This is a genomic window from Burkholderia territorii (genome assembly GCF_001718335.1).
GTDB lineage: Bacteria > Pseudomonadota > Gammaproteobacteria > Burkholderiales > Burkholderiaceae > Burkholderia > Burkholderia territorii.
In genome coordinates this window covers 908777-925779 of record NZ_CP013366.1, presented here as the reverse complement: position 1 = coordinate 925779, position 17003 = coordinate 908777, and the positions used below count along the sequence as shown (strand labels likewise).

The following is a 17003-nucleotide window of genomic DNA, read 5'->3' as shown; positions in this document are numbered from 1 at the left end:
GTGCGAATCGCGCCGCACCGCATCGGAGTGCGGATGAATTCTGCGTCATGCGCGGGGCGCGCCGTGCGTCGACGCCCGCTCTCGCGCCCTGGTGGCGCCACCGCGAATTAGATGGACATCCGACGCGAAGCGCGTATGATGAATTTTGTCCGAGCCTGCGTCACTCAACTCGCCGCTCGCCCCGCCGTCTGCCCTCTCGCTGCGTCGCGCCGTTACCCGCACGCATTGCTGCCCTTTTCACCCCACCCGTCACGCCGCACTGCGGTGATACCGGTCGGATGCGTTCGTCCACGCGATTCGTCGCGGCCGAACCCAGGAGTTCATCATGAGCATGCATCTCTATCGCGGCTTCGAAATCTACCCGCTGATCTACCCGCACATTCCGTCGCAGAACGGCAATCCGCACAACTACGCCGGCGGCTTCGACGCGGCCGTGAAGATCTGCCTGCGCGGCACCACTGACACGCTGACCCGCAGCGAAACATTCCGGCTCCTCGAGAACGCGCCGTTCGAATCGGCAGGCGAAGCCCGTCGGGCGTCCGTTCGCTACGCGGAGGAGATCATCGATGGCAATGGCGACAAGCAGCCGCTCTTCGCCGATTCCCATTGACGCTTCCTGCCGCCGCACTACGGCGACATTCTGATTCGGACGACGAAATGATCATCGACGAACTCCTGCGCCTGATCGAACGGCGCGAAATCTCCGCGACAGACGCAGTCCCGCACGATGGTCTCGTCGGTTCCGCGTTGCGACATCAACCCGAGTTGCAAATGTTCGCTGCCGTGCGCGCACTGTCGATTCGTGCCGGATATTCCGAATTCGAATCCGACGGGATCGCGAGCGCCGTAATGACCCGGCTCGGCTAGCTTTTCTCCACGCACGTCTTGAAACAGGACCTACATGACGACGATCATCCTCAAGCCCAACGAACCTGTCGATGTCGCGCTCCGGCGCTTCCGGCGAGACATCGAGAAGACGGGCCTGATCCGCGAACTGCGCAGTCGCACCGGCTATGAAAAGCCGACCACCGAGCGCAAGCGCAAGAAAGCCAGCGCCGTCGCGAGACAGCGCCTGCGCGCGAAACGCATGCTGCCGCCTCGCAAGCTCTATTAGGAGAACGCCGTGTACCAGCCGACCGTCGAGGACCGTCCATTCTTCCCGTTGACGAAATGCGAGGTCGATTTCGATCGACAGAACGATGCGATCACGCTTCTGCCGAGTTTCTACGCGTTCGGCTGCGAGTACACCAGTCGCGGCCTCCTGATCGGCCGGGACGATGCATTCCGATTGATTGCCGCGATCGAAAAGGCGCTGAGCATCGAGCAGTGAGCGGCGCTCGACGATGTCGGATCGCGTCGTGACGGTCAGCGTGGCGCGGATGCGCGACCACGCTCGGCGCGTTATTTCGCGATCCCGGCTGAAACCCGTGCGCGTTGGCACGGGTACGGATGCGTTTCAACGCATCGAATCAACCGACGCCGGGGCGCGAGTCGAACCGTCAGGCCCGCTCACGCGAAGACGAAATACTTGCGCACCGTCTCGACCACTTCCCATGTGCCTTTCATGCCGGGTTCGATCACGAACACGTCGCCGGCCTTCAGGTGCACCGGCTCCTCGCCTTCCGGCGTGATGATGCAATAGCCGTCGAGGAAGTGGCAGTACTCCCATTTCTTGTAATTCACCTCGAACTTGCCGGGCGTGCAGATCCAGGTGCCCATGATCTTGCTGCCATCCTTCGACACGTAGGCGTTGAGGTTCACGGTATGCGGATCGCCGCCGATGCGCTTCCACTTGGTCGCGTCGACGACCGGGGTCGGGCAGGTTTTGCGCAGAACGGTGATGAAATCGGACATGTCGGCTCCAGACTAACGATCGGGTAAGAGGTCTGTCACGTTAGTTCGAAAGCTGCGCCGCGGCTTGTATGCGTCCGACACCGACTCGTCTATTTTCGACAAGAGGCTTGTGTTGGGGGGCGCGGGTTGCGGGTTCCGGTCGGTGTTGCGATGACGGACACACGTCGATTGAACGTCACCGAAAGCCGGTTAAAGCCGACTGGCCAGGACTGCTTTACGCACTCGTCGACAAGCATTCGGAGTTTCCTGCCGGCTCGTCCAGAAGTCCCGGCCCCCGGCGCATCTCGGAGTGCGCCGGTACCCTCGCGGCTCGGTAGCTATTCAATTGTCCGGTTGAGGATCTGCATAGTGCCAAATGACCATCCCCCACGCCGTGCGCTGCGGCCCAGGCATCGGTGCTCCCGCCTCGACGTGAACCGGGTCCTTCATGGCCGGGCTTTGCCAGTAGCCGGTACGCGGACAAGGTTCCCCCGGCAGAACCCGTAGTCTCGGTTGCGCGACAGGCTTGGGCAAGTAAGATTGCTCCTCCGCCGGAATGCTGCCGTCCCGATAACGCTTGTCCTCCCACAGCAGCCGCCAGCGCACCACATGTTCGTCGTTCGTACCTTCCAACAGGTACTTGTGGGCAATACTGCCTTTGAGGAAGTAGCTCGGACAGCCCACCTTGCCGGACGGAAACCACGGCTCCCAGATGCCCTCGACAGGGATCTCCTGATCGCTATAAATCTCACCGCCTGGGGATTCGTTCTTCGGCGGACAGGGAGGAAGCGATGCCGGATAGGTGCGACCCGGTGGCCAATACCGCCAAGCCGGAAGCGGCGCATTTTCGAACATGGATTCATAGGTCCAGTGCTCAAATACGCGGGTCCCGCCATCTTCACGTGTTCCGTATGCAAGCATCCCGACATAACCGAATCCAACCGTGCACTTGAGCGCGTAGCAAATCAATCTCTCGATCCATACCCCCTCCGCGAACCCGGTGGCATACACCGGGTCCGAAAAGTTGGTGTCCTTCAGTCCCAGTGAATGAAAAAACGGATCGTATTTACGACCGATTTCAAGCGCACTCCGACCAAACAACAGGTCGCCACCTTGCTCGCTTCCGACGACCAGCGCGTCGAATGCGGCCCGTTTGTCAAGGCCTCGGCGCAGTGCATCGATGCCCAGATCCATGTGCACGAGTGCCCCCAGGAAATCATGTGTATAGGCTTCCTCAAGCTCCACCTGATTTGGGCTGGGTGTATCCAGTTGTTTTGCGTACGCGCCGAGAAAGTCCCGATATAGTCCAACGGCGTATTCCAGGAACGTGAAACTCGTCCATTTCTTGAGCAGATAAAACGCCTTTGCTCGCGCATCCTGCTCCTGCTCGGGGGTCATGGTCAAAGTATTCAGCATCATGGAACCTGTTCGTCCGTCGATTGTTTGCCACCATCGGCTAGCGCTCTCCGCGCGTAACGCAAGCAAAATATCGAACGGGAGCTTAAACACGCATCGCCCAAGACGCGAATGCGGCACATCCGCCGGGCCGTTGAAATTCGGCCCCGATACTACAGCGTGCCGACGGGATGCGCCTTCAGGGTGGACGGTGGATTCCGTGAATGGTTGGAGGACTCACTCGACGCTGCCGCTCAACCATTGAGCGATGCAAGTATCGATGCCCCAAAAAGGCCCGCTTGCCATCCCCACCGCAAACCCTGTATGATTACGCGTTCTGCGGGCGTCGTATAATGGCCATTACCTCAGCTTCCCAAGCTGATGACGTGGGTTCGATTCCCATCGCCCGCTCCACCTTCGGCTGCCCGGCAGCCTGCGCAAGAGCCGCCTCGTCGAAGGCGGCTTTTTTGTACCATCTGCCGGTTCATCCGGCAGCACCGCTGCGCATGACGGGCCCACGCCCGAACCGAGCCTTTCTCTGTCACCGATGATGCACGACGATCCGAACGAAGCCGGCCTGCCGCCGGACGACGCCGCCCTTCCCGACGAAGCCGCCGACGGCGCCGACGAAGTCAACCCGCTGCACCGCCGCCGCATCCGCAGCTTCGTGACGCGTGCCGGCCGCGTGTCGACCGGCCAGCGCCGCGCGCTCGACGAGCTCGGTCCGCGCTTCGTCGTCCCGTATGCGGCGGAGATCCCGGACTGGGACGCCGTGTTCGGCCGCCGCGCGCCGCGCATCCTGGAGATCGGCTTCGGGATGGGCGCATCGACCGCGGAAATCGCCGCGCATCGCCCGGGCGACGACTTCCTCGGCGTCGAAGTGCACGAACCGGGTGTCGGCGCGCTGCTGAAACTGATCGGCGAGCAGGACCTGACGAACATCCGCATCATCCAGCACGACGCGGTCGAGGTGCTCGAGCACATGCTCGCGCCGGAAAGCCTCGACGGCGTGCACATCTTCTTCCCGGATCCGTGGCACAAGGCGCGCCACCACAAGCGCCGGCTGATCCAGCCGCCGCTCGTCGCGCACCTCGCATCGCGCCTGAAGCCCGGCGCGTACCTGCACTGCGCGACCGACTGGCAAAACTACGCGGAGCAGATGCTGGAAGTGCTCGGCGCCGAACCGACGCTCGAAAACACGGCCGCCGACTACGCGCCGCGCCCCGACTATCGCCCCGTCACGAAGTTCGAGCGGCGCGGGCTGCGGCTCGGCCACGGCGTGTGGGACCTGGTGTTCCGCAAGCGCGCCGGCTGATACAACACGCAGCGCGCACAACGCACGCTGCCCCCGCACAATGACGAACGGCCCGACCGGCATCTGCTGCCGATCGGGCCGTTTGCTATTGGAAGCGCCGTTGCCCCCGCCCCGGCGTCACGCCCAGTTCAGCCATCCGCTGTAACCCACTAACAGCACGAACAGGCCGAACGCAATGCGATACCACGCGAACACGGTGAAGTCGTGCGTCGCGACGAAACGCAGCAGCCAGCGCACGCACACGAACGCGCTGACGAACGCGGCAACGAGCCCGAGCGCGAACAAGCCGAGCGAATCGACGGTGAACGCCTGCCAGTCCTTGACGGTTTCATACAGCGTCGCGCCGAAGATGATCGGAATCGCGAGGAAGAACGAGAATTCGGTCGCGACGCGCCGCTCGAGGCCGAACAGCATCCCGCCGATGATCGTCGAGCCCGAGCGCGACATGCCCGGCACCAGCGCGAAACATTGCGCGATGCCGACCTTCAGCGCGTCGAGCGGCGTGAGCGCATCGATCGACTGCACGCGCGGCGGCTCCCTGCGTTCGCGCTGCCGCGCCTCGGCCCACAGGATGATCGCGCCGCCGACCACGAGCGCGAACGCGACCGGCACCGGCGAGAACAGCACGGCCTTGATCTTCTTCTCGAACAGCAGGCCGAGCGCGATCGCGGGGATCGTCGCGATCACGACGTTCAGCGTGAAGCGCTGCGCGTCGGGCCGGCTCGGCAGCCCGGACACGACGGACGCGATTCGTTGCCGGTATTCCCAGCAGACCGCGAGGATCGCGCCGAACTGGATCACGACATCGAAGGTCTTCGCGTGCGCATCGTTGAAATTCAGGAAGCTGCCCGCGACGATCAGGTGGCCGGTGCTCGACACCGGCAGGAATTCCGTCAGCCCCTCGACGACGCCGAGGATCAATGCCTTGCAGATCAGGATCCAGTCCATCCGTGGCCCAACTCCGAAGTAGTCGAAAGAAAGGGCCGCGTCACCGCCGCGGCCCGCCCGGCCGCGCGCGGTGCGCCGTCACTTTTCGACGATCGCGACGCGTATGCCGTTTGTAAGGATCGTAATTGTACCGGGTTCGTAGTTCACGCCGGCAAATTGAAGCTGCTCGGGCTTGAACGTGTAGATCGGATAGTTGGTCAGCAACTGCGTCGCGAGCAGGCCCGCGGCCGCACCGACCTGTTGCGCGTACATCTGCGCGTTGCCGTCGAGTACGAGGCTGTCGACGGCCGGCGCCTTCAGCACGACCGAACGGCTCGGCGCGTCGTAAGCCAGCTGGCCCGACACGATGAACTTGCCGCTCACCGGTTCGCGCAGGAACGGACTCGCGAAATGCGCGTCGAGCTGCACGGCGACACGGTTCTGGTCGGGCAGCAGGTTGACGGCCGGGTTGGCGAGCGACACGTCGACGACCTGCGCGACCGTCTTCTGGTACGGAAACTTGCGCGCGACGGCTTTCTGCACGTCGGCGCGCGAGAACGTGTAGTGATCGGGGATGAACGGGAACGTCGACGCGCAGGCGGCGAGCGATACCGACACGCCGATGGCGCCGGCGCAGGCGGCGAGAAAGCGGCGCCGGCCGGGCGTGCAAGATGCGGTCATGCTGAACAATCTCCTGTATCGGGGGCAGCGGCGGCCGGCTTACCGGCCCGGCCGCCAGCAAGGCCGGGGACCGACGTTAGTGCTTCGGCGCACGTGGCCGGTTCCATGGGCGGGCCGATGAACGGCAGCGCGGGCAATGCGTCAGCGGGCGGCGCTGGCACCGGGCGACGGCTGCGTCGCGACCTCGAGGCGCGTCAGCCACGCGAGCGCGTCGTCGCGCGACGCACCGCACATCTCGTCCGACGGCTGCAGCCCCGAACAGCACGCGGGCCGCTCGGGCCGGCCGAAGATTCGGCAGCGCAGGTCGTCGCCGAGCTGCACGCAGCGCACGCCGGCCGGCTTGCCGTCAGGCATCCCCGGAATCGGCGACGAAATCGACGGCGCGATGCAACACGCGCCGCACCGCTCGCGGCACGCATGCGGCGGCGGGACATCGGCGGGCGCCGGACGGACAGGCATTTCGACGGACACTCGACTCTCTCACGAACAACGAAAAACGGTGCGGCAACCGGACGCAGCGCGCGGCCGCCCACCGCGCATTGTGCCACCGTCGGCTGCGACGTTATTACACAATGCAGGCGGAACGCGCGTTTATATACTCGAAAGCATCTAAAAAGCGCGAGACCATCATGCGTTCCGGTTCTGCCGACTCACTGTTCCGTCCCGATTTGCTCGCGAAGTACGGCACGAACGGGCCGCGCTATACGTCCTACCCTACCGCGCTGCAGTTCCGCGACGATTTCGACCCGGCCGACTATGTCCGCGCGGCCGGCGATCCGGGCGCGTCGTCGAGCGACCTGTCGCTGTACTTCCACATTCCGTTCTGCAATACGGCCTGCTTCTATTGCGGCTGCAACAAGATCGCGACCAACAACCGCCGCCGCGCGCGCCCGTATCTCGATCAACTGAAGCGCGAACTGGCGCTGCAGGCCGCGCTGTTCGATCCCGCGCGCCCGGTCACGCAGCTGCATTGGGGCGGCGGCACGCCGACCTTCCTGTCCGACGACGAAACGGCGGAGCTGATGGTGGCCACCCGCGAACATTTCGCGCTCGCGCCGGACACCGACGCGGAATTCTCGATCGAGATCGACCCGCGCACGGTCACGCCCGCGACGCTCGTCCACCTGCGCAACATCGGTTTCAACCGGCTGAGCCTCGGCGTGCAGGATTTCGATCCGGTCGTGCAGCAGGCGATCAATCGCGTCCAGCCGCTCGAGATGACGGCCGACCTGCTGTCGGCCGCACGCACGACGGGCTTCCATTCGGTCAGCGTCGACCTGATCTACGGGCTGCCGCACCAGACGGTCGCCGTGTTCGCGCGCACGCTCGAGACGATCATCGAACTCGCGCCCGACCGCCTCTCCGTATTCGGCTACGCGCACATGCCGCACCTGTTCAAGATGCAGCGCCAGATCGACGACGCGACGCTGCCGGCGCCCGCGACGCGCGTCGCGCTGCTCGGCCTCGCGATCGACATGCTGACGCAGGCCGGCTACGTGTACATCGGGATGGATCACTTCGCGCGGCCGACCGACGAACTCGTGCGCGCGCAGCGCAACGGCACGCTGCAGCGCAACTTCCAGGGCTACAGCACGCGCGCGGATACGGATCTGGTCGGCTTCGGCGTGTCGTCGATCGGGAAGGTCGGCGACGTCTATGCGCAGAACGCGAAGGACCTGCCGGCGTACGGCGCCGCGCTGGACGGCGGGCGGCTGCCGATCGCGCGCGGTGTGCGGCTCACGCCCGACGACCGGCTGCGCCGCGACGTGATCACCCAGCTGATGTGCAATCTCGAACTGCCGTTCTCGCATATCGAGGCCGCGCACGGCGTGCGCTTCGCCGATCATTTCGCGCGCGAGCTCGACGCGCTGCGCGCGTTCGAGCAGGACGGGCTGCTGACCATCGGCGGCGATCGCCTGACGATCCATCCGCCTGGCCGGATGGTCGTGCGCAACATCGCGATGGCGTTCGACGCCTATCTCGGCCGGACGCCGCGGCAAAGCTACTCGCGCACCGTCTGAAGCCGCACGGCCGCATGCGGGCGGCCGGTTTGATAAAGTAAGGGGTTCAACGCCCCTGCAAGAATCCGCACGATGCGCACCACCAAAGCAACCAACGCGGTCGAACGCCTGAAGACCCGTTCCGGCAACCCGCAGTTCGCGGCCGTCGCGATGGCGGGCGGCCTGTTCTATCTGGTCGACCGCTCCGGCGGCACCGCCGAGAAGCGCAGCGAGCCGCTGCCCCTCGACGAATTCGTCAGGTTCGTCGACGAATTTGGCCCCAAAAAACCGCGCAAGGCCAGCAAGCTCGACCTCGCATTCGAGGCACAGATCAAGAAGAGCAAGGGGTAAAGGTCTGTTGCAGGCCGTCTGAAGGCTTTGCCGGCGCCCCGTTTGGTACAATCACGAAGTTTCTCTATCCCCGCTGATGGCCGACCTGGCTGCGTGACCACACCATGAATATCGAAAACGCGCGTTTCAACATGATCGAACAACAGATCCGGCCGTGGGATGTGCTGGATCTGGACGTCCTGGGCCTGCTGTCGATCGTCAAGCGCGAAAACTACGTGTTGCCCGAACACCGCGCTCTCGCGTTCGCCGACCTCGAACTGCCGCTGCCCGGCGGCAGCAGCAAGATGCTGTTCCCGCGCGTCGAAGCGCGCGTGCTGCAGGAACTGGCGGTCAAGAAGCACGAGAACGTGCTCGTCGTCGGCGCGGGTTCGGGTTATCTGACCGCGCTGTTCGCGCATCGCGCGCAGCACGTGACGGCCGTCGATATCGATCCGGCCATCGCCAGGTTCGCGGCGGACAACCTGCGCAACGACGGCGTGACGAACGCGGAAGTCGTGCTCGGCGACGGCTCGCTCGGCTGGCCCGACAAGGCGCCGTACGACGTGATCTGCGTCGCGGGCGGCCTGCCGGTCGTGCCGCAGCAGATGCTCGAGCAGCTGAAGGTCGGCGGCCGCCTGTCGGCGTTCGTCGGCGGCCGTCCGGTGATGAAGGCGCAGATCATCACGCGCATCGACGACAAGCAGTACCGTGTCGCCGACGTGTTCGAAACCTACGTCGATCACCTCGTCAACGCGATCGAGCCGTCGCGCTTCAAGTTCTGAGCGGCGGAGCCTCCATGCAGATCCTGACACCCGCGATGCTCGCGGAATGGCTGCGCGACCCGGCGCGTCCCGCGCCGGTCGTGCTCGACGTGCGCGAACCGTGGGAAATCTCGACCGCGCAGATCGCCGGCAGCGTGTCGATCCCGATGCAGCAGATCCCCGCGCGCAGCGAGGAGCTCGACGACGAAGCGGAAATCGTCTGCGTGTGCCATCACGGAATGCGCAGCGCGCAGGTCGCGATGTTCCTCGAATCGCGCGGCTTCACGAAGCTGTACAACCTGCAAGGCGGGATCGACGCGTGGTCGCGCGACGTCGATCCGTCCGTGCCGCGTTACTGACGTTCCCGGCGGTGCATCACGCGCCGCCATGGCGACCGGCTGCGCCGCAGCCGATCGCACCGCTCCGCCGAACGGGCGCACATGGCGCGCCCGTTTGCGTTTCTGCTTCTCCATTCTCTTTCCTCCTCCGATTGCTTCGGCGCGTCGACCGTCCGCGCCGGTTCGATAGCGAGCGACGGCGAGCATCCGGGCATCGCCGCCGTCGACGGAATCGCTTCGTCATTCCCTTCGCGCTTCACTCCCCTTGTGCACGGCGGCGCCGCCACGACGCGGCTCGATGCACGCGCATCGATCGATTCCGCATTTCCGTCAGCCAGTGACGTTCGCGCTCGCACGCCGGCGCACACCATGCACCATTTGCGCCCGCGCGACTGCACCGCAACGGGTCGCGGATGCTGCACGACGCGTCACGCGCACCACGCAAACGCGTCGCGCCGCCGCTCACAGGCACGCCCGGCGTGCATCCGCGCGACTGGCACATGCCTTGCGTTAGTTCGATGCCGGCGCCGTCACGGCGCACGCCAATCCAACACGTCAAGGGGAACTCGATGAAACGTCGCAGTCTGCTGAAGTTCGGTTCGATGGCCGGTGCACTCGCGCTGGCGGGCAAGAGCCCGTTCGCGCATGCGGCCGATGCGGGCACGGGTCCGATCAAAGTCGGCATCCTGCATTCGCTGTCGGGCACGATGGCCATCTCCGAAACGTCGCTGAAGGATACGGCGCTGATGACGATCGCCGACATCAACAAGAGCGGCGGTGTGATGGGGCGCAAGCTCGAGCCGGTGGTCGTCGACCCCGCGTCGAACTGGCCGCTGTTCGCGGAGAAGGCGCGCCAGCTGCTCACGCAGGACAAGGTCGCGTGCGTGTTCGGCTGCTGGACGTCGGTGTCGCGCAAGTCGGTGCTGCCGGTGTTCGAGGAACTGAACGGCCTGCTCTACTACCCGGTGCAATATGAAGGCGAGGAAATGTCGCGCAACGTGTTCTACACGGGCGCAGCTCCGAACCAGCAGGCGATCCCCGCCGTCGAGTACCTGATGAGCGCGGAAGGCGGCGGCGCGAAGCGCTTCTTCCTGCTCGGCACCGACTATGTGTATCCGCGCACGACCAACAAGATCCTGCGCGCGTTCCTCAAGTCGAAGGGCGTAAAGGAAGCCGACATTCAGGAGGTCTACACGCCGTTCGGCCACAGCGATTACCAGACGATCGTCGCGAACATCAAGAACTTCGCGCAGGGCGGCAAGACGACCGTCATCTCGACGATCAACGGCGACTCGAACGTGCCCTTCTACAAGGAGCTCGGCAACCAGGGGATCAAGGCGACGGACGTGCCGGTGGTCGCGTTCTCGGTCGGCGAGGAAGAACTGCGCGGGATCGACACGAAGCCGCTCGTCGGCCACCTCGCCGCGTGGAACTACTTCATGTCGGTGAAGAACCCGACGAACACGAAGTTCAAGGACCAGTTCGCCGCGTGGGTGAAGGCGAACAACCTGCCGGGCGGCGCGAAGCGCGTGACCAACGATCCGATGGAAGCGACCTATGTCGGCATCCACATGTGGAAGCAGGCGGTCGAGAAGGCGAAGAGCACCGATGTCGACAAGGTGCGCGTCGCGATGATCGGCCAGACGGTCGCCGCGCCGTCGGGCTTCACGCTCTCGATGGACGGCAATCACCACCTGCACAAACCGGTGATGATCGGCGAGATCCGCGGCGACGGGCAATTCAACGTCGTGTGGAAGACGAAGACGGCGGTGCGCGCGCAGCCGTGGAGCCCGTTCATCGCCGGCAACCAGGGCAAGCCGGACATCGTCAGCTCGATCCCGGCGTTCCTGCGCCGGCAGCGCGCGGCGCTGGCCTGACGCGACGAGGAGCGCCGCGCACCGGCGTGGCGCTCCGTTAAGCGCAGGCTTGCGGCACGCGTTCGGTCACGCACCGGCCCCCACTGCCGCATGCATTCGCTTTCCCACGCCCCACAGGATTTCCCGATGCCTACACGCTTTCGCCGCGCCGCCGTCGCGATCGTCGCCTGTGCCGCGCTGGCGGCTACGCTGCCGCGTGCCGCATTCGCGCTGACGGCGGCCGATACCGCCGCGCTCGCCGGCGACGACTTCGACGCCAAGGCGGCCGCGATCGACCATCTCGCCGCCGATGCCGACCCGCGCGCCGTCGCGTTGCTCAATGCGCTGTCGAGCGGCGACGCACTCGCGACCGGCGACGGACGCCTGCTGATCCAGACCGGCGACAGCGCGCACGATGCGCTCACGCAGGCCGCGACGCCGGCAGGTGACGCGCAGCCCGTGATGCTGAACAATCTGCTGCGCACGAAGATCGCCGGCGCGCTGTCGGGCCTCGCGCTCGCGTCGCCCGACGTCGCCGCGCGCCGCGATGCGATCGACGCGCTGCTGAAGTCGCCCGACCCGGCACTCAAGCCGATGATCGATCGCGCACGCGCGAAGGAAACCGATCCGGCATTGAAGCGCCGCCTCGACGCGCTATGGGCGATCGCCGCGCTGCACGATGCCGATCCGGCAAAGCGCCTCGAAGCCGTGCAGGTGGTGGCCGCGCGCCGCGACCTCGACATGATCGAACAGTTGCGCCCGCTCGTCGCAACGAATACCGACGGCAGCTTCGCCGAGCCCGATGCGCGCGTGCGCGAAGCCGCGCAACAGGGGCTCGACGCATTGCACGCGCTGCAGCGCCGCGGCGAGATCGCCGGCACCGTGTTCGCGGGCCTGTCGCTCGGCAGCGTGCTGCTGCTCGCGGCGCTCGGCCTCGCGATCACGTACGGGCTGATCGGCGTGATCAACATGGCGCACGGCGAATTCCTGATGATCGGTGCGTACGCAACCTATGTCGTGCAGACGCTGATCCAGCGCTACGTGCCGGCGGCGTTCGACTGGTATCCGCTGATCGCCGTGCCGGTGTCGTTCGCGGCGGCCGCATTGGTCGGCATCGTGCTCGAGCGGCTCGTGCTTCGGCACCTGTATGGCCGCCCGCTCGAAACGCTGCTTGCGACCTTCGGCGTGAGCCTGATCCTGATCCAGGCGACGCGCATGCTGTTCGGCGCGCAGAACGTGCAGGTCGTGAACCCGTCGTGGATGAGCGGCGGCGTGACCGTGATGCAGAACCTGATCCTGCCGTACAACCGGCTCGCGATCCTCGCGTTCGCGCTCGCGGTCGTGTGTGTCGCGTGGGGCGTGCTGACGAAGACGCGGCTAGGCCTGTTCGTGCGAGCGGTCACGCAGAACCGCCGGATGGCCGCCTGTGTCGGCGTGAAGACCGCGCGCGTCGACGCGTATGCGTTCGCGTTCGGCGCGGGCATCGCGGGCCTGGGCGGCTGCGCGCTGTCGCAGATCGGCAACGTGGGCCCGGACCTCGGGCAAAACTACATCATCGATTCATTCATGGCGGTCGTGCTCGGCGGCGTCGGCCAGATTGCCGGCACCGTGCTCGGCGGCTTCGGGCTCGGCCTCGTCAGCAAGGCGATCGAGCCGTTCTGGGGCGCCGTGCTCGCGAAGATCGCGGTGCTCGTGATGATCGTGCTGTTCATCCAGAAACGTCCGCAGGGCATGTTCGCCCCGAAGGGACGCAGCGCGGAGGCCTGACATGACTTCAATCACCGATTCGTTGCCGAACCCGGTCGCCGACGCGCCGAAGCCCGCGGCCGCCGCACGTGCGGCAGACGGTTTCGCGCTCGGCCTGCCGCCCCGCCCCGCGCTGCTGTCGCGCCGCGCGTGGCTCGCGCTCGTCGCGCTGTGCCTTGCGATCGGCATCGGCGTGCCGCTCGCCGCGCTGGTTGCGCCCGAAGCGAGCGCGTTCCATCTGTCCGCATATGCGATGACGCTCGCCGGCAAGCTGATGTGCTACGCCATCGCCGCGCTCGCGCTCGATCTCGTCTGGGGTTATTGCGGAATCCTGAGTCTCGGCCATGGCCTCTTCTTCGCGCTCGGCGGTTATGCGATCGGCATGTACCTGATGCGCGAGATCGGCCGCGACGGCAAGTACGGCAGCGACCTGCCCGACTTCATGGTATTTCTCGACTGGCATCAACTGCCCTGGTACTGGAGCGGCACGCAGCATCTCGCCTGGGCGCTCGCGCTGGTCGTGCTCGTGCCGGCCGTGCTCGCGTGGGTGTTCGGCTTCTTCACGTTCCGCTCGCGCGTGAAGGGCGTGTACCTGTCGATCATCACGCAGGCGCTGACGTTCGCCGCGATGCTGCTGTTCTTTCGCAACGAGACGGGCTTCGGCGGCAACAACGGCTTCACCGATTTCAAGCGCATCGCCGGATTTCCGATCACGTCGCCCGGCACGCGCACCGTGCTGTTGCTGCTGACCTTCGCGACGCTCGTGCTCGCGTTCATCGCCGCGCGCGCGATCGTCACCAGCAAGCTCGGGCGCGTGGTCACCGCGGTGCGCGACGGCGAGACGCGGCTGATGTTCCTCGGCTACAGCCCGCTCGCGTACAAGCTGTTCGTATGGACGCTGTCGGCCGTGCTGTGCGCGATCGCGGGCGCGTTGTACGTGCCGCAGGTCGGCATCATCAACCCTGGCGAGATGTCGCCCGGCAACTCGATCGAGATGGCGATCTGGGTCGCGGTGGGCGGGCGCGGCACGCTGATCGGGCCGATCGTCGGCGCGTTCGCGGTGAACGGCGCGAAGAGCCTCTTTACCGCGTACTTCGCCGAATACTGGCTGTTCTTTCTCGGCCTGATCTTCGTGCTCGTGCCGCTGCTGTTGCCGCGCGGCATCATGGGCCTCGTCGACACGCTGCTCGCAAAAGGAAAACGCGCATGAACGGCACGGCCCTCTACCAGTTCACGCCGCCGGCCGAGGACGAGCTGCTGACCGTCAGCGGCACCGCATCGATGAGCCGCGTGGTGCCACCCGGCATCGACACGTCGCACGGCACGATCCTCTACCTCGAGGACATCGAGGTGAGCTTCGACGGCTTTCGCGCGCTGAACAAGCTGTCGCTCGCGATCGACGCGGGCGAGCTGCGCTGCGTGATCGGCCCGAACGGCGCGGGCAAGACGACGATGATGGACGTAATCACCGGCAAGACGCGCCCCGATGCGGGCAAGGTGTTTCTCGGCCAGACCATCGATCTCGCGCGGATGAGCGAACCCGAGATCGCACGCGCGGGCATCGGCCGCAAGTTCCAGAAGCCGACCGTGTTCGAGCAGCACCCGGTTTGGGAAAACCTCGAACTGGCGATGCAGACCGACAAGGGCTGGCTCGCGTCGCTGCGCGCGCGGCTCGACCGCACCGCGCAGGCGAAGATCGAGGAGACGCTCGCGCTCATCGGCCTCGAGAGCGACGCTTATCGCGCGGCCGGCGAGCTGTCGCACGGGCAGAAACAGCGGCTCGAGATCGGCATGCTGCTGATGCAGCGCCCGGCGCTGCTGCTGCTCGACGAGCCGGCGGCCGGGATGACGGATCACGAAACGATGGAACTCGCGAAGCTGCTGAACACGCTGCGCGGCACCTGCTCGATGATGGTCGTCGAGCACGACATGGAGTTCGTCGCGGCGCTCGCCGGCGACACCGGCCGCGTGACGGTGATGGCCGAAGGCGCGGTGCTCGCGCAAGGCACGCTCGACCAGGTCAAGCGCGACGACGCGGTGATCGAGTCTTACCTCGGACGGTAATCCCATGCTGAAGATCGATGCACTGAACCAGTACTACGGCGGCAGCCACATCCTGCGCAACGTCACGCTGGCCGCCGACGAAGGAAAGCTCACCGTGCTGCTCGGCCGCAACGGCGTCGGCAAGAGCACGTTGCTGCGTTGCCTGATGGGTGTCGTCGCCGCGAAGAGCGGCAGCGTGTCGTGGCGCGGCACGGCGCTCGGCACGTTGCCGCCGTATGCGCGCGTCGCGGCCGGCCTCGCGTACGTGCCGCAGGGCCGCGACATCTTTCCGCGCCTCACCGTCGAGGAGAACCTGCTCGTCGGCGCGGCAAGCCGCAAGGCGCCGTCGAAAGTGCCCGACCGCATCTACGACCTGTTCCCGGTGCTGAAGGACATGCGTGCACGGCGTGGCGGCGACCTGTCGGGCGGCCAGCAGCAGCAGCTCGCGATCGGCCGCGCGCTGATGAGCGAGCCGCAGTTGCTGATCCTCGACGAGCCCACCGAGGGCATCCAGCCGTCGATCATCCAGGACATCGGCCGCACGCTGCGCCAGCTCGTCGACGAATCGAGGATGACCGTGCTGCTCGTCGAGCAGTATTACGACTTCGCGCGCTCGATCGCGGACCGTTACTGGGTGATGAGCCGCGGCGAGGTCATAGCGGGCGGCGACGCACACGACATGGAGACGAACGGCGTGCGCGAGCTGATCGCGGTGTAGCGGCGCATACGGCACGCGATGACGTCGCCGCACGGCGCCGTCGATCGACGCATGCCGGATGAACTCCGGCATCGCGGCTGCCCTCGCTGTCGCTACGTTCGGCACCCCGCACACCCCGAGCGTGCCGTGTTGCGGTAGCATCCATGATCACCGCGCCCCTCTGCTGCTTCCCGTCGATGTCTGCCCTCGATTCCCACGCTCCGCTGTCCCGCCCCGCCGTCGCCAAGTCGTGGCGCGGCCGTCTCGAACTCGGCTTCGAACGGCACGGCGCGCGCACGACGCTCGTCCACCGGCTGCACGACGGCCCGCTGCGCGTGCAGCGGCCGCTGTATCCGGAAGGCGACGCGATCTGCCACGCCGTCATCGTTCACCCGCCGGGCGGCGTCGCGGGCGGCGACCGCCTCGACATCGACATTACGCTCGGCGGCGGCACGCACGCGGTGCTGACGACGCCCGGCGCGACCAAGTGGTACAAGTCGAACGGCCTCGACGCGACGCAGCGCATCGGCATCACGGTCGGCGAGCACGCAAAGCTCGACTGGCTGCCGCAGAACAACCTGTTCTTCGACGCGGCGCACGCCTCGCTCGACTTCACGGTAAGGCTCGGCGACGGCGCGAGCGCGATTGGCTGGGATACGACGCAGCTCGGCCGTCAGGCGGCCGGCGAAACGTGGTCGGCGGGGCGCATTGCATCGGGTTCGGCATTGGTCGATGCCGACGGACGGCCGCTATGGACCGAGCGCGCGCTGCTCGACGCGCACGATCCGCTGCGCGACGCGCTGCAGGGCCTCGCCGGCTTTCCCGTGTACGGCACGCTGTGGGCGGCCGGTGCCGCGTGCGATGCCGCGCTCGCGGAGGCCCTCGCCGCGCGGATGCCGTTCGACGACACACTGCGCGCGGGCGCGACCTGCGTGACGCCGGGCGTCGTGCTGGTGCGCGCGGTATCGACGTCGATGGAAACGCTGCAGCGTCACTTCACCGACTGCTGGCTTTACCTGCGTCCGCTCGTGCACGGCGTCGACGCGCGGCCGCTGCGCCTCTGGCAGACCTGAGCGCGCGG

20 protein-coding genes and 1 tRNA gene are annotated in these 17003 nt (G+C 66.2%); 16 read left to right on the top strand and 5 right to left on the bottom strand.

All coding sequences use genetic code 11. The features are described from left to right. The first annotated feature begins 325 nt into the window (after positions 1 to 325). Genes WS51_RS14910 through WS51_RS14895 form a run of 4 tightly spaced genes read left to right on the top strand, consistent with a single transcriptional unit; the run spans position 326 to position 1330 of the window. Positions 326 to 610 carry a hypothetical protein gene (locus tag WS51_RS14910; RefSeq protein WP_059507088.1) on the top strand — a complete coding sequence of 95 codons (285 nt, stop codon included), beginning with the start codon at positions 326 to 328 and terminating at the stop codon, positions 608 to 610. Positions 611 to 657: 47 nt separating this feature from the next. Beyond that, a complete protein-coding gene (locus WS51_RS14905; RefSeq protein WP_059448125.1) occupies positions 658 to 867 on the top strand; it encodes a hypothetical protein in 210 nt (69 codons plus the stop codon). Between the two features lie 34 nt (positions 868 to 901). Continuing rightward, positions 902 to 1114 (top strand): 30S ribosomal protein S21, encoded by a 213-nt coding sequence (gene rpsU / locus WS51_RS14900; protein WP_059448124.1) that lies wholly within the window; start codon positions 902 to 904, stop codon positions 1112 to 1114. Positions 1115 to 1123: 9 nt separating this feature from the next. Beyond that, positions 1124 to 1330, top strand: coding sequence for a hypothetical protein (locus WS51_RS14895; protein WP_059507087.1), 207 nt, complete (start codon positions 1124 to 1126; stop codon positions 1328 to 1330). Between the two features lie 179 nt (positions 1331 to 1509). Here WS51_RS14895 and WS51_RS14890 read toward each other — a convergent pair whose 3' ends face one another. Continuing rightward, positions 1510 to 1854, bottom strand: a complete 345-nt coding sequence (locus WS51_RS14890; protein ID WP_069229391.1) for a cupin domain-containing protein — start codon at positions 1852 to 1854, stop codon at positions 1510 to 1512. Between the two features lie 321 nt (positions 1855 to 2175). Further along, a complete protein-coding gene (locus WS51_RS14885; RefSeq protein ID WP_060110213.1) occupies positions 2176 to 3252 on the bottom strand; it encodes an Imm71 family immunity protein in 1077 nt (358 codons plus the stop codon). Positions 3253 to 3567: 315 nt separating this feature from the next. Here WS51_RS14885 and WS51_RS14880 point away from each other — a divergent pair. Further along, positions 3568 to 3642: transfer RNA gene (locus WS51_RS14880), tRNA-Gly, on the top strand. A gap of 133 nt (positions 3643 to 3775) precedes the next feature. Next, positions 3776 to 4543, top strand: a complete 768-nt coding sequence (gene trmB / locus WS51_RS14875; RefSeq protein ID WP_059507083.1) for a tRNA (guanosine(46)-N7)-methyltransferase TrmB — start codon at positions 3776 to 3778, stop codon at positions 4541 to 4543. Positions 4544 to 4660: 117 nt separating this feature from the next. Here the strand turns inward: trmB and WS51_RS14870 are convergent, their stop codons facing one another. The 3 genes from WS51_RS14870 to WS51_RS14860 all read right to left on the bottom strand — a co-directional run bounded on the left by WS51_RS14870 (position 4661) and on the right by WS51_RS14860 (position 6610). Next, positions 4661 to 5491 (bottom strand): undecaprenyl-diphosphate phosphatase, encoded by an 831-nt coding sequence (locus tag WS51_RS14870; RefSeq protein ID WP_059507082.1) that lies wholly within the window; start codon positions 5489 to 5491, stop codon positions 4661 to 4663. A 78-nt stretch (positions 5492 to 5569) separates the two neighbouring features. After that, a complete protein-coding gene (locus WS51_RS14865) occupies positions 5570 to 6151 on the bottom strand; it encodes a DUF1439 domain-containing protein (protein ID WP_069229390.1) in 582 nt (193 codons plus the stop codon). Positions 6152 to 6292: 141 nt separating this feature from the next. Beyond that, positions 6293 to 6610, bottom strand: a complete 318-nt coding sequence (locus WS51_RS14860) for a YkgJ family cysteine cluster protein (RefSeq protein WP_059448115.1) — start codon at positions 6608 to 6610, stop codon at positions 6293 to 6295. Positions 6611 to 6780: 170 nt separating this feature from the next. On the opposite strand from WS51_RS14860, the gene hemN reads away from it, so the two are divergent. The 10 genes from hemN (at position 6781) to WS51_RS14810 (ending at position 16995) form a co-directional block, all read left to right on the top strand. Next, entirely contained in the window at positions 6781 to 8172 is a 1392-nt protein-coding gene (gene hemN / locus WS51_RS14855; RefSeq protein ID WP_059790157.1) for an oxygen-independent coproporphyrinogen III oxidase, read from the top strand. Positions 8173 to 8244: 72 nt separating this feature from the next. Then, positions 8245 to 8502 (top strand): hypothetical protein, encoded by a 258-nt coding sequence (locus WS51_RS14850; RefSeq protein ID WP_059448113.1) that lies wholly within the window; start codon positions 8245 to 8247, stop codon positions 8500 to 8502. A gap of 104 nt (positions 8503 to 8606) precedes the next feature. Next, the gene (locus WS51_RS14845) at positions 8607 to 9263 is read left to right on the top strand and encodes a protein-L-isoaspartate O-methyltransferase family protein (RefSeq protein WP_059507080.1); all 657 of its coding nucleotides are present in this window, start codon (positions 8607 to 8609) and stop codon (positions 9261 to 9263) included. Between the two features lie 14 nt (positions 9264 to 9277). Then, positions 9278 to 9601 carry a rhodanese-like domain-containing protein gene (locus WS51_RS14840; RefSeq protein WP_006758748.1) on the top strand — a complete coding sequence of 108 codons (324 nt, stop codon included), beginning with the start codon at positions 9278 to 9280 and terminating at the stop codon, positions 9599 to 9601. Between the two features lie 548 nt (positions 9602 to 10149). Beyond that, a complete protein-coding gene (gene urtA, locus WS51_RS14835; RefSeq protein WP_059448240.1) occupies positions 10150 to 11457 on the top strand; it encodes an urea ABC transporter substrate-binding protein in 1308 nt (435 codons plus the stop codon). Between the two features lie 126 nt (positions 11458 to 11583). Further along, complete coding sequence (gene urtB / locus WS51_RS14830) at positions 11584 to 13203, top strand: urea ABC transporter permease subunit UrtB (protein WP_069229389.1); 1620 nt, start codon at positions 11584 to 11586, stop codon at positions 13201 to 13203. A gap of 1 nt (position 13204) precedes the next feature. Next, positions 13205 to 14392, top strand: a complete 1188-nt coding sequence (gene urtC, locus WS51_RS14825; protein WP_059772294.1) for an urea ABC transporter permease subunit UrtC — start codon at positions 13205 to 13207, stop codon at positions 14390 to 14392. Then, the gene (gene urtD, locus WS51_RS14820) at positions 14389 to 15246 is read left to right on the top strand and encodes an urea ABC transporter ATP-binding protein UrtD (protein WP_063548392.1); all 858 of its coding nucleotides are present in this window, start codon (positions 14389 to 14391) and stop codon (positions 15244 to 15246) included. Before urtC ends, urtD begins: the two co-directional genes overlap by 4 nt. A gap of 4 nt (positions 15247 to 15250) precedes the next feature. Continuing rightward, positions 15251 to 15943: an urea ABC transporter ATP-binding subunit UrtE gene (gene urtE, locus WS51_RS14815; protein WP_059800325.1), complete on the top strand. Its 693-nt coding sequence runs from the start codon at positions 15251 to 15253 to the stop codon at positions 15941 to 15943. A 176-nt stretch (positions 15944 to 16119) separates the two neighbouring features. Continuing rightward, a complete protein-coding gene (locus WS51_RS14810; RefSeq protein ID WP_069229987.1) occupies positions 16120 to 16995 on the top strand; it encodes an urease accessory protein UreD in 876 nt (291 codons plus the stop codon). Positions 16996 to 17003 lie beyond the last annotated feature (8 nt).

What these genes read in the sequence shown, in the direction of transcription:
- WS51_RS14840 (WP_006758748.1), top strand. Translation starts at nt 9,278, where the DNA reads ATGCAGATCCTGACACCCGCGATGCTCGCGGAATGGCTGCGCGACCCG.
- WS51_RS14845 (WP_059507080.1), top strand. Translation starts at nt 8,607, where the DNA reads ATGAATATCGAAAACGCGCGTTTCAACATGATCGAACAACAGATCCGG.
- WS51_RS14905 (WP_059448125.1), top strand. Translation starts at nt 658, where the DNA reads ATGATCATCGACGAACTCCTGCGCCTGATCGAACGGCGCGAAATCTCC.
- WS51_RS14890 (WP_069229391.1), bottom strand. Translation starts at nt 1,854, where the DNA reads ATGTCCGATTTCATCACCGTTCTGCGCAAAACCTGCCCGACCCCGGTC.
- urtD (WP_063548392.1), top strand. Translation starts at nt 14,389, where the DNA reads ATGAACGGCACGGCCCTCTACCAGTTCACGCCGCCGGCCGAGGACGAG.
- urtB (WP_069229389.1), top strand. Translation starts at nt 11,584, where the DNA reads ATGCCTACACGCTTTCGCCGCGCCGCCGTCGCGATCGTCGCCTGTGCC.
- WS51_RS14885 (WP_060110213.1), bottom strand. Translation starts at nt 3,252, where the DNA reads ATGATGCTGAATACTTTGACCATGACCCCCGAGCAGGAGCAGGATGCG.
- urtE (WP_059800325.1), top strand. Translation starts at nt 15,251, where the DNA reads ATGCTGAAGATCGATGCACTGAACCAGTACTACGGCGGCAGCCACATC.
- WS51_RS14860 (WP_059448115.1), bottom strand. Translation starts at nt 6,610, where the DNA reads ATGCCTGTCCGTCCGGCGCCCGCCGATGTCCCGCCGCCGCATGCGTGC.
- WS51_RS14870 (WP_059507082.1), bottom strand. Translation starts at nt 5,491, where the DNA reads ATGGACTGGATCCTGATCTGCAAGGCATTGATCCTCGGCGTCGTCGAG.
- WS51_RS14865 (WP_069229390.1), bottom strand. Translation starts at nt 6,151, where the DNA reads ATGACCGCATCTTGCACGCCCGGCCGGCGCCGCTTTCTCGCCGCCTGC.
- trmB (WP_059507083.1), top strand. Translation starts at nt 3,776, where the DNA reads ATGATGCACGACGATCCGAACGAAGCCGGCCTGCCGCCGGACGACGCC.
- rpsU (WP_059448124.1), top strand. Translation starts at nt 902, where the DNA reads ATGACGACGATCATCCTCAAGCCCAACGAACCTGTCGATGTCGCGCTC.
- urtC (WP_059772294.1), top strand. Translation starts at nt 13,205, where the DNA reads ATGACTTCAATCACCGATTCGTTGCCGAACCCGGTCGCCGACGCGCCG.
- urtA (WP_059448240.1), top strand. Translation starts at nt 10,150, where the DNA reads ATGAAACGTCGCAGTCTGCTGAAGTTCGGTTCGATGGCCGGTGCACTC.
- hemN (WP_059790157.1), top strand. Translation starts at nt 6,781, where the DNA reads ATGCGTTCCGGTTCTGCCGACTCACTGTTCCGTCCCGATTTGCTCGCG.
- WS51_RS14910 (WP_059507088.1), top strand. Translation starts at nt 326, where the DNA reads ATGAGCATGCATCTCTATCGCGGCTTCGAAATCTACCCGCTGATCTAC.
- WS51_RS14850 (WP_059448113.1), top strand. Translation starts at nt 8,245, where the DNA reads ATGCGCACCACCAAAGCAACCAACGCGGTCGAACGCCTGAAGACCCGT.
- WS51_RS14810 (WP_069229987.1), top strand. Translation starts at nt 16,120, where the DNA reads ATGTCTGCCCTCGATTCCCACGCTCCGCTGTCCCGCCCCGCCGTCGCC.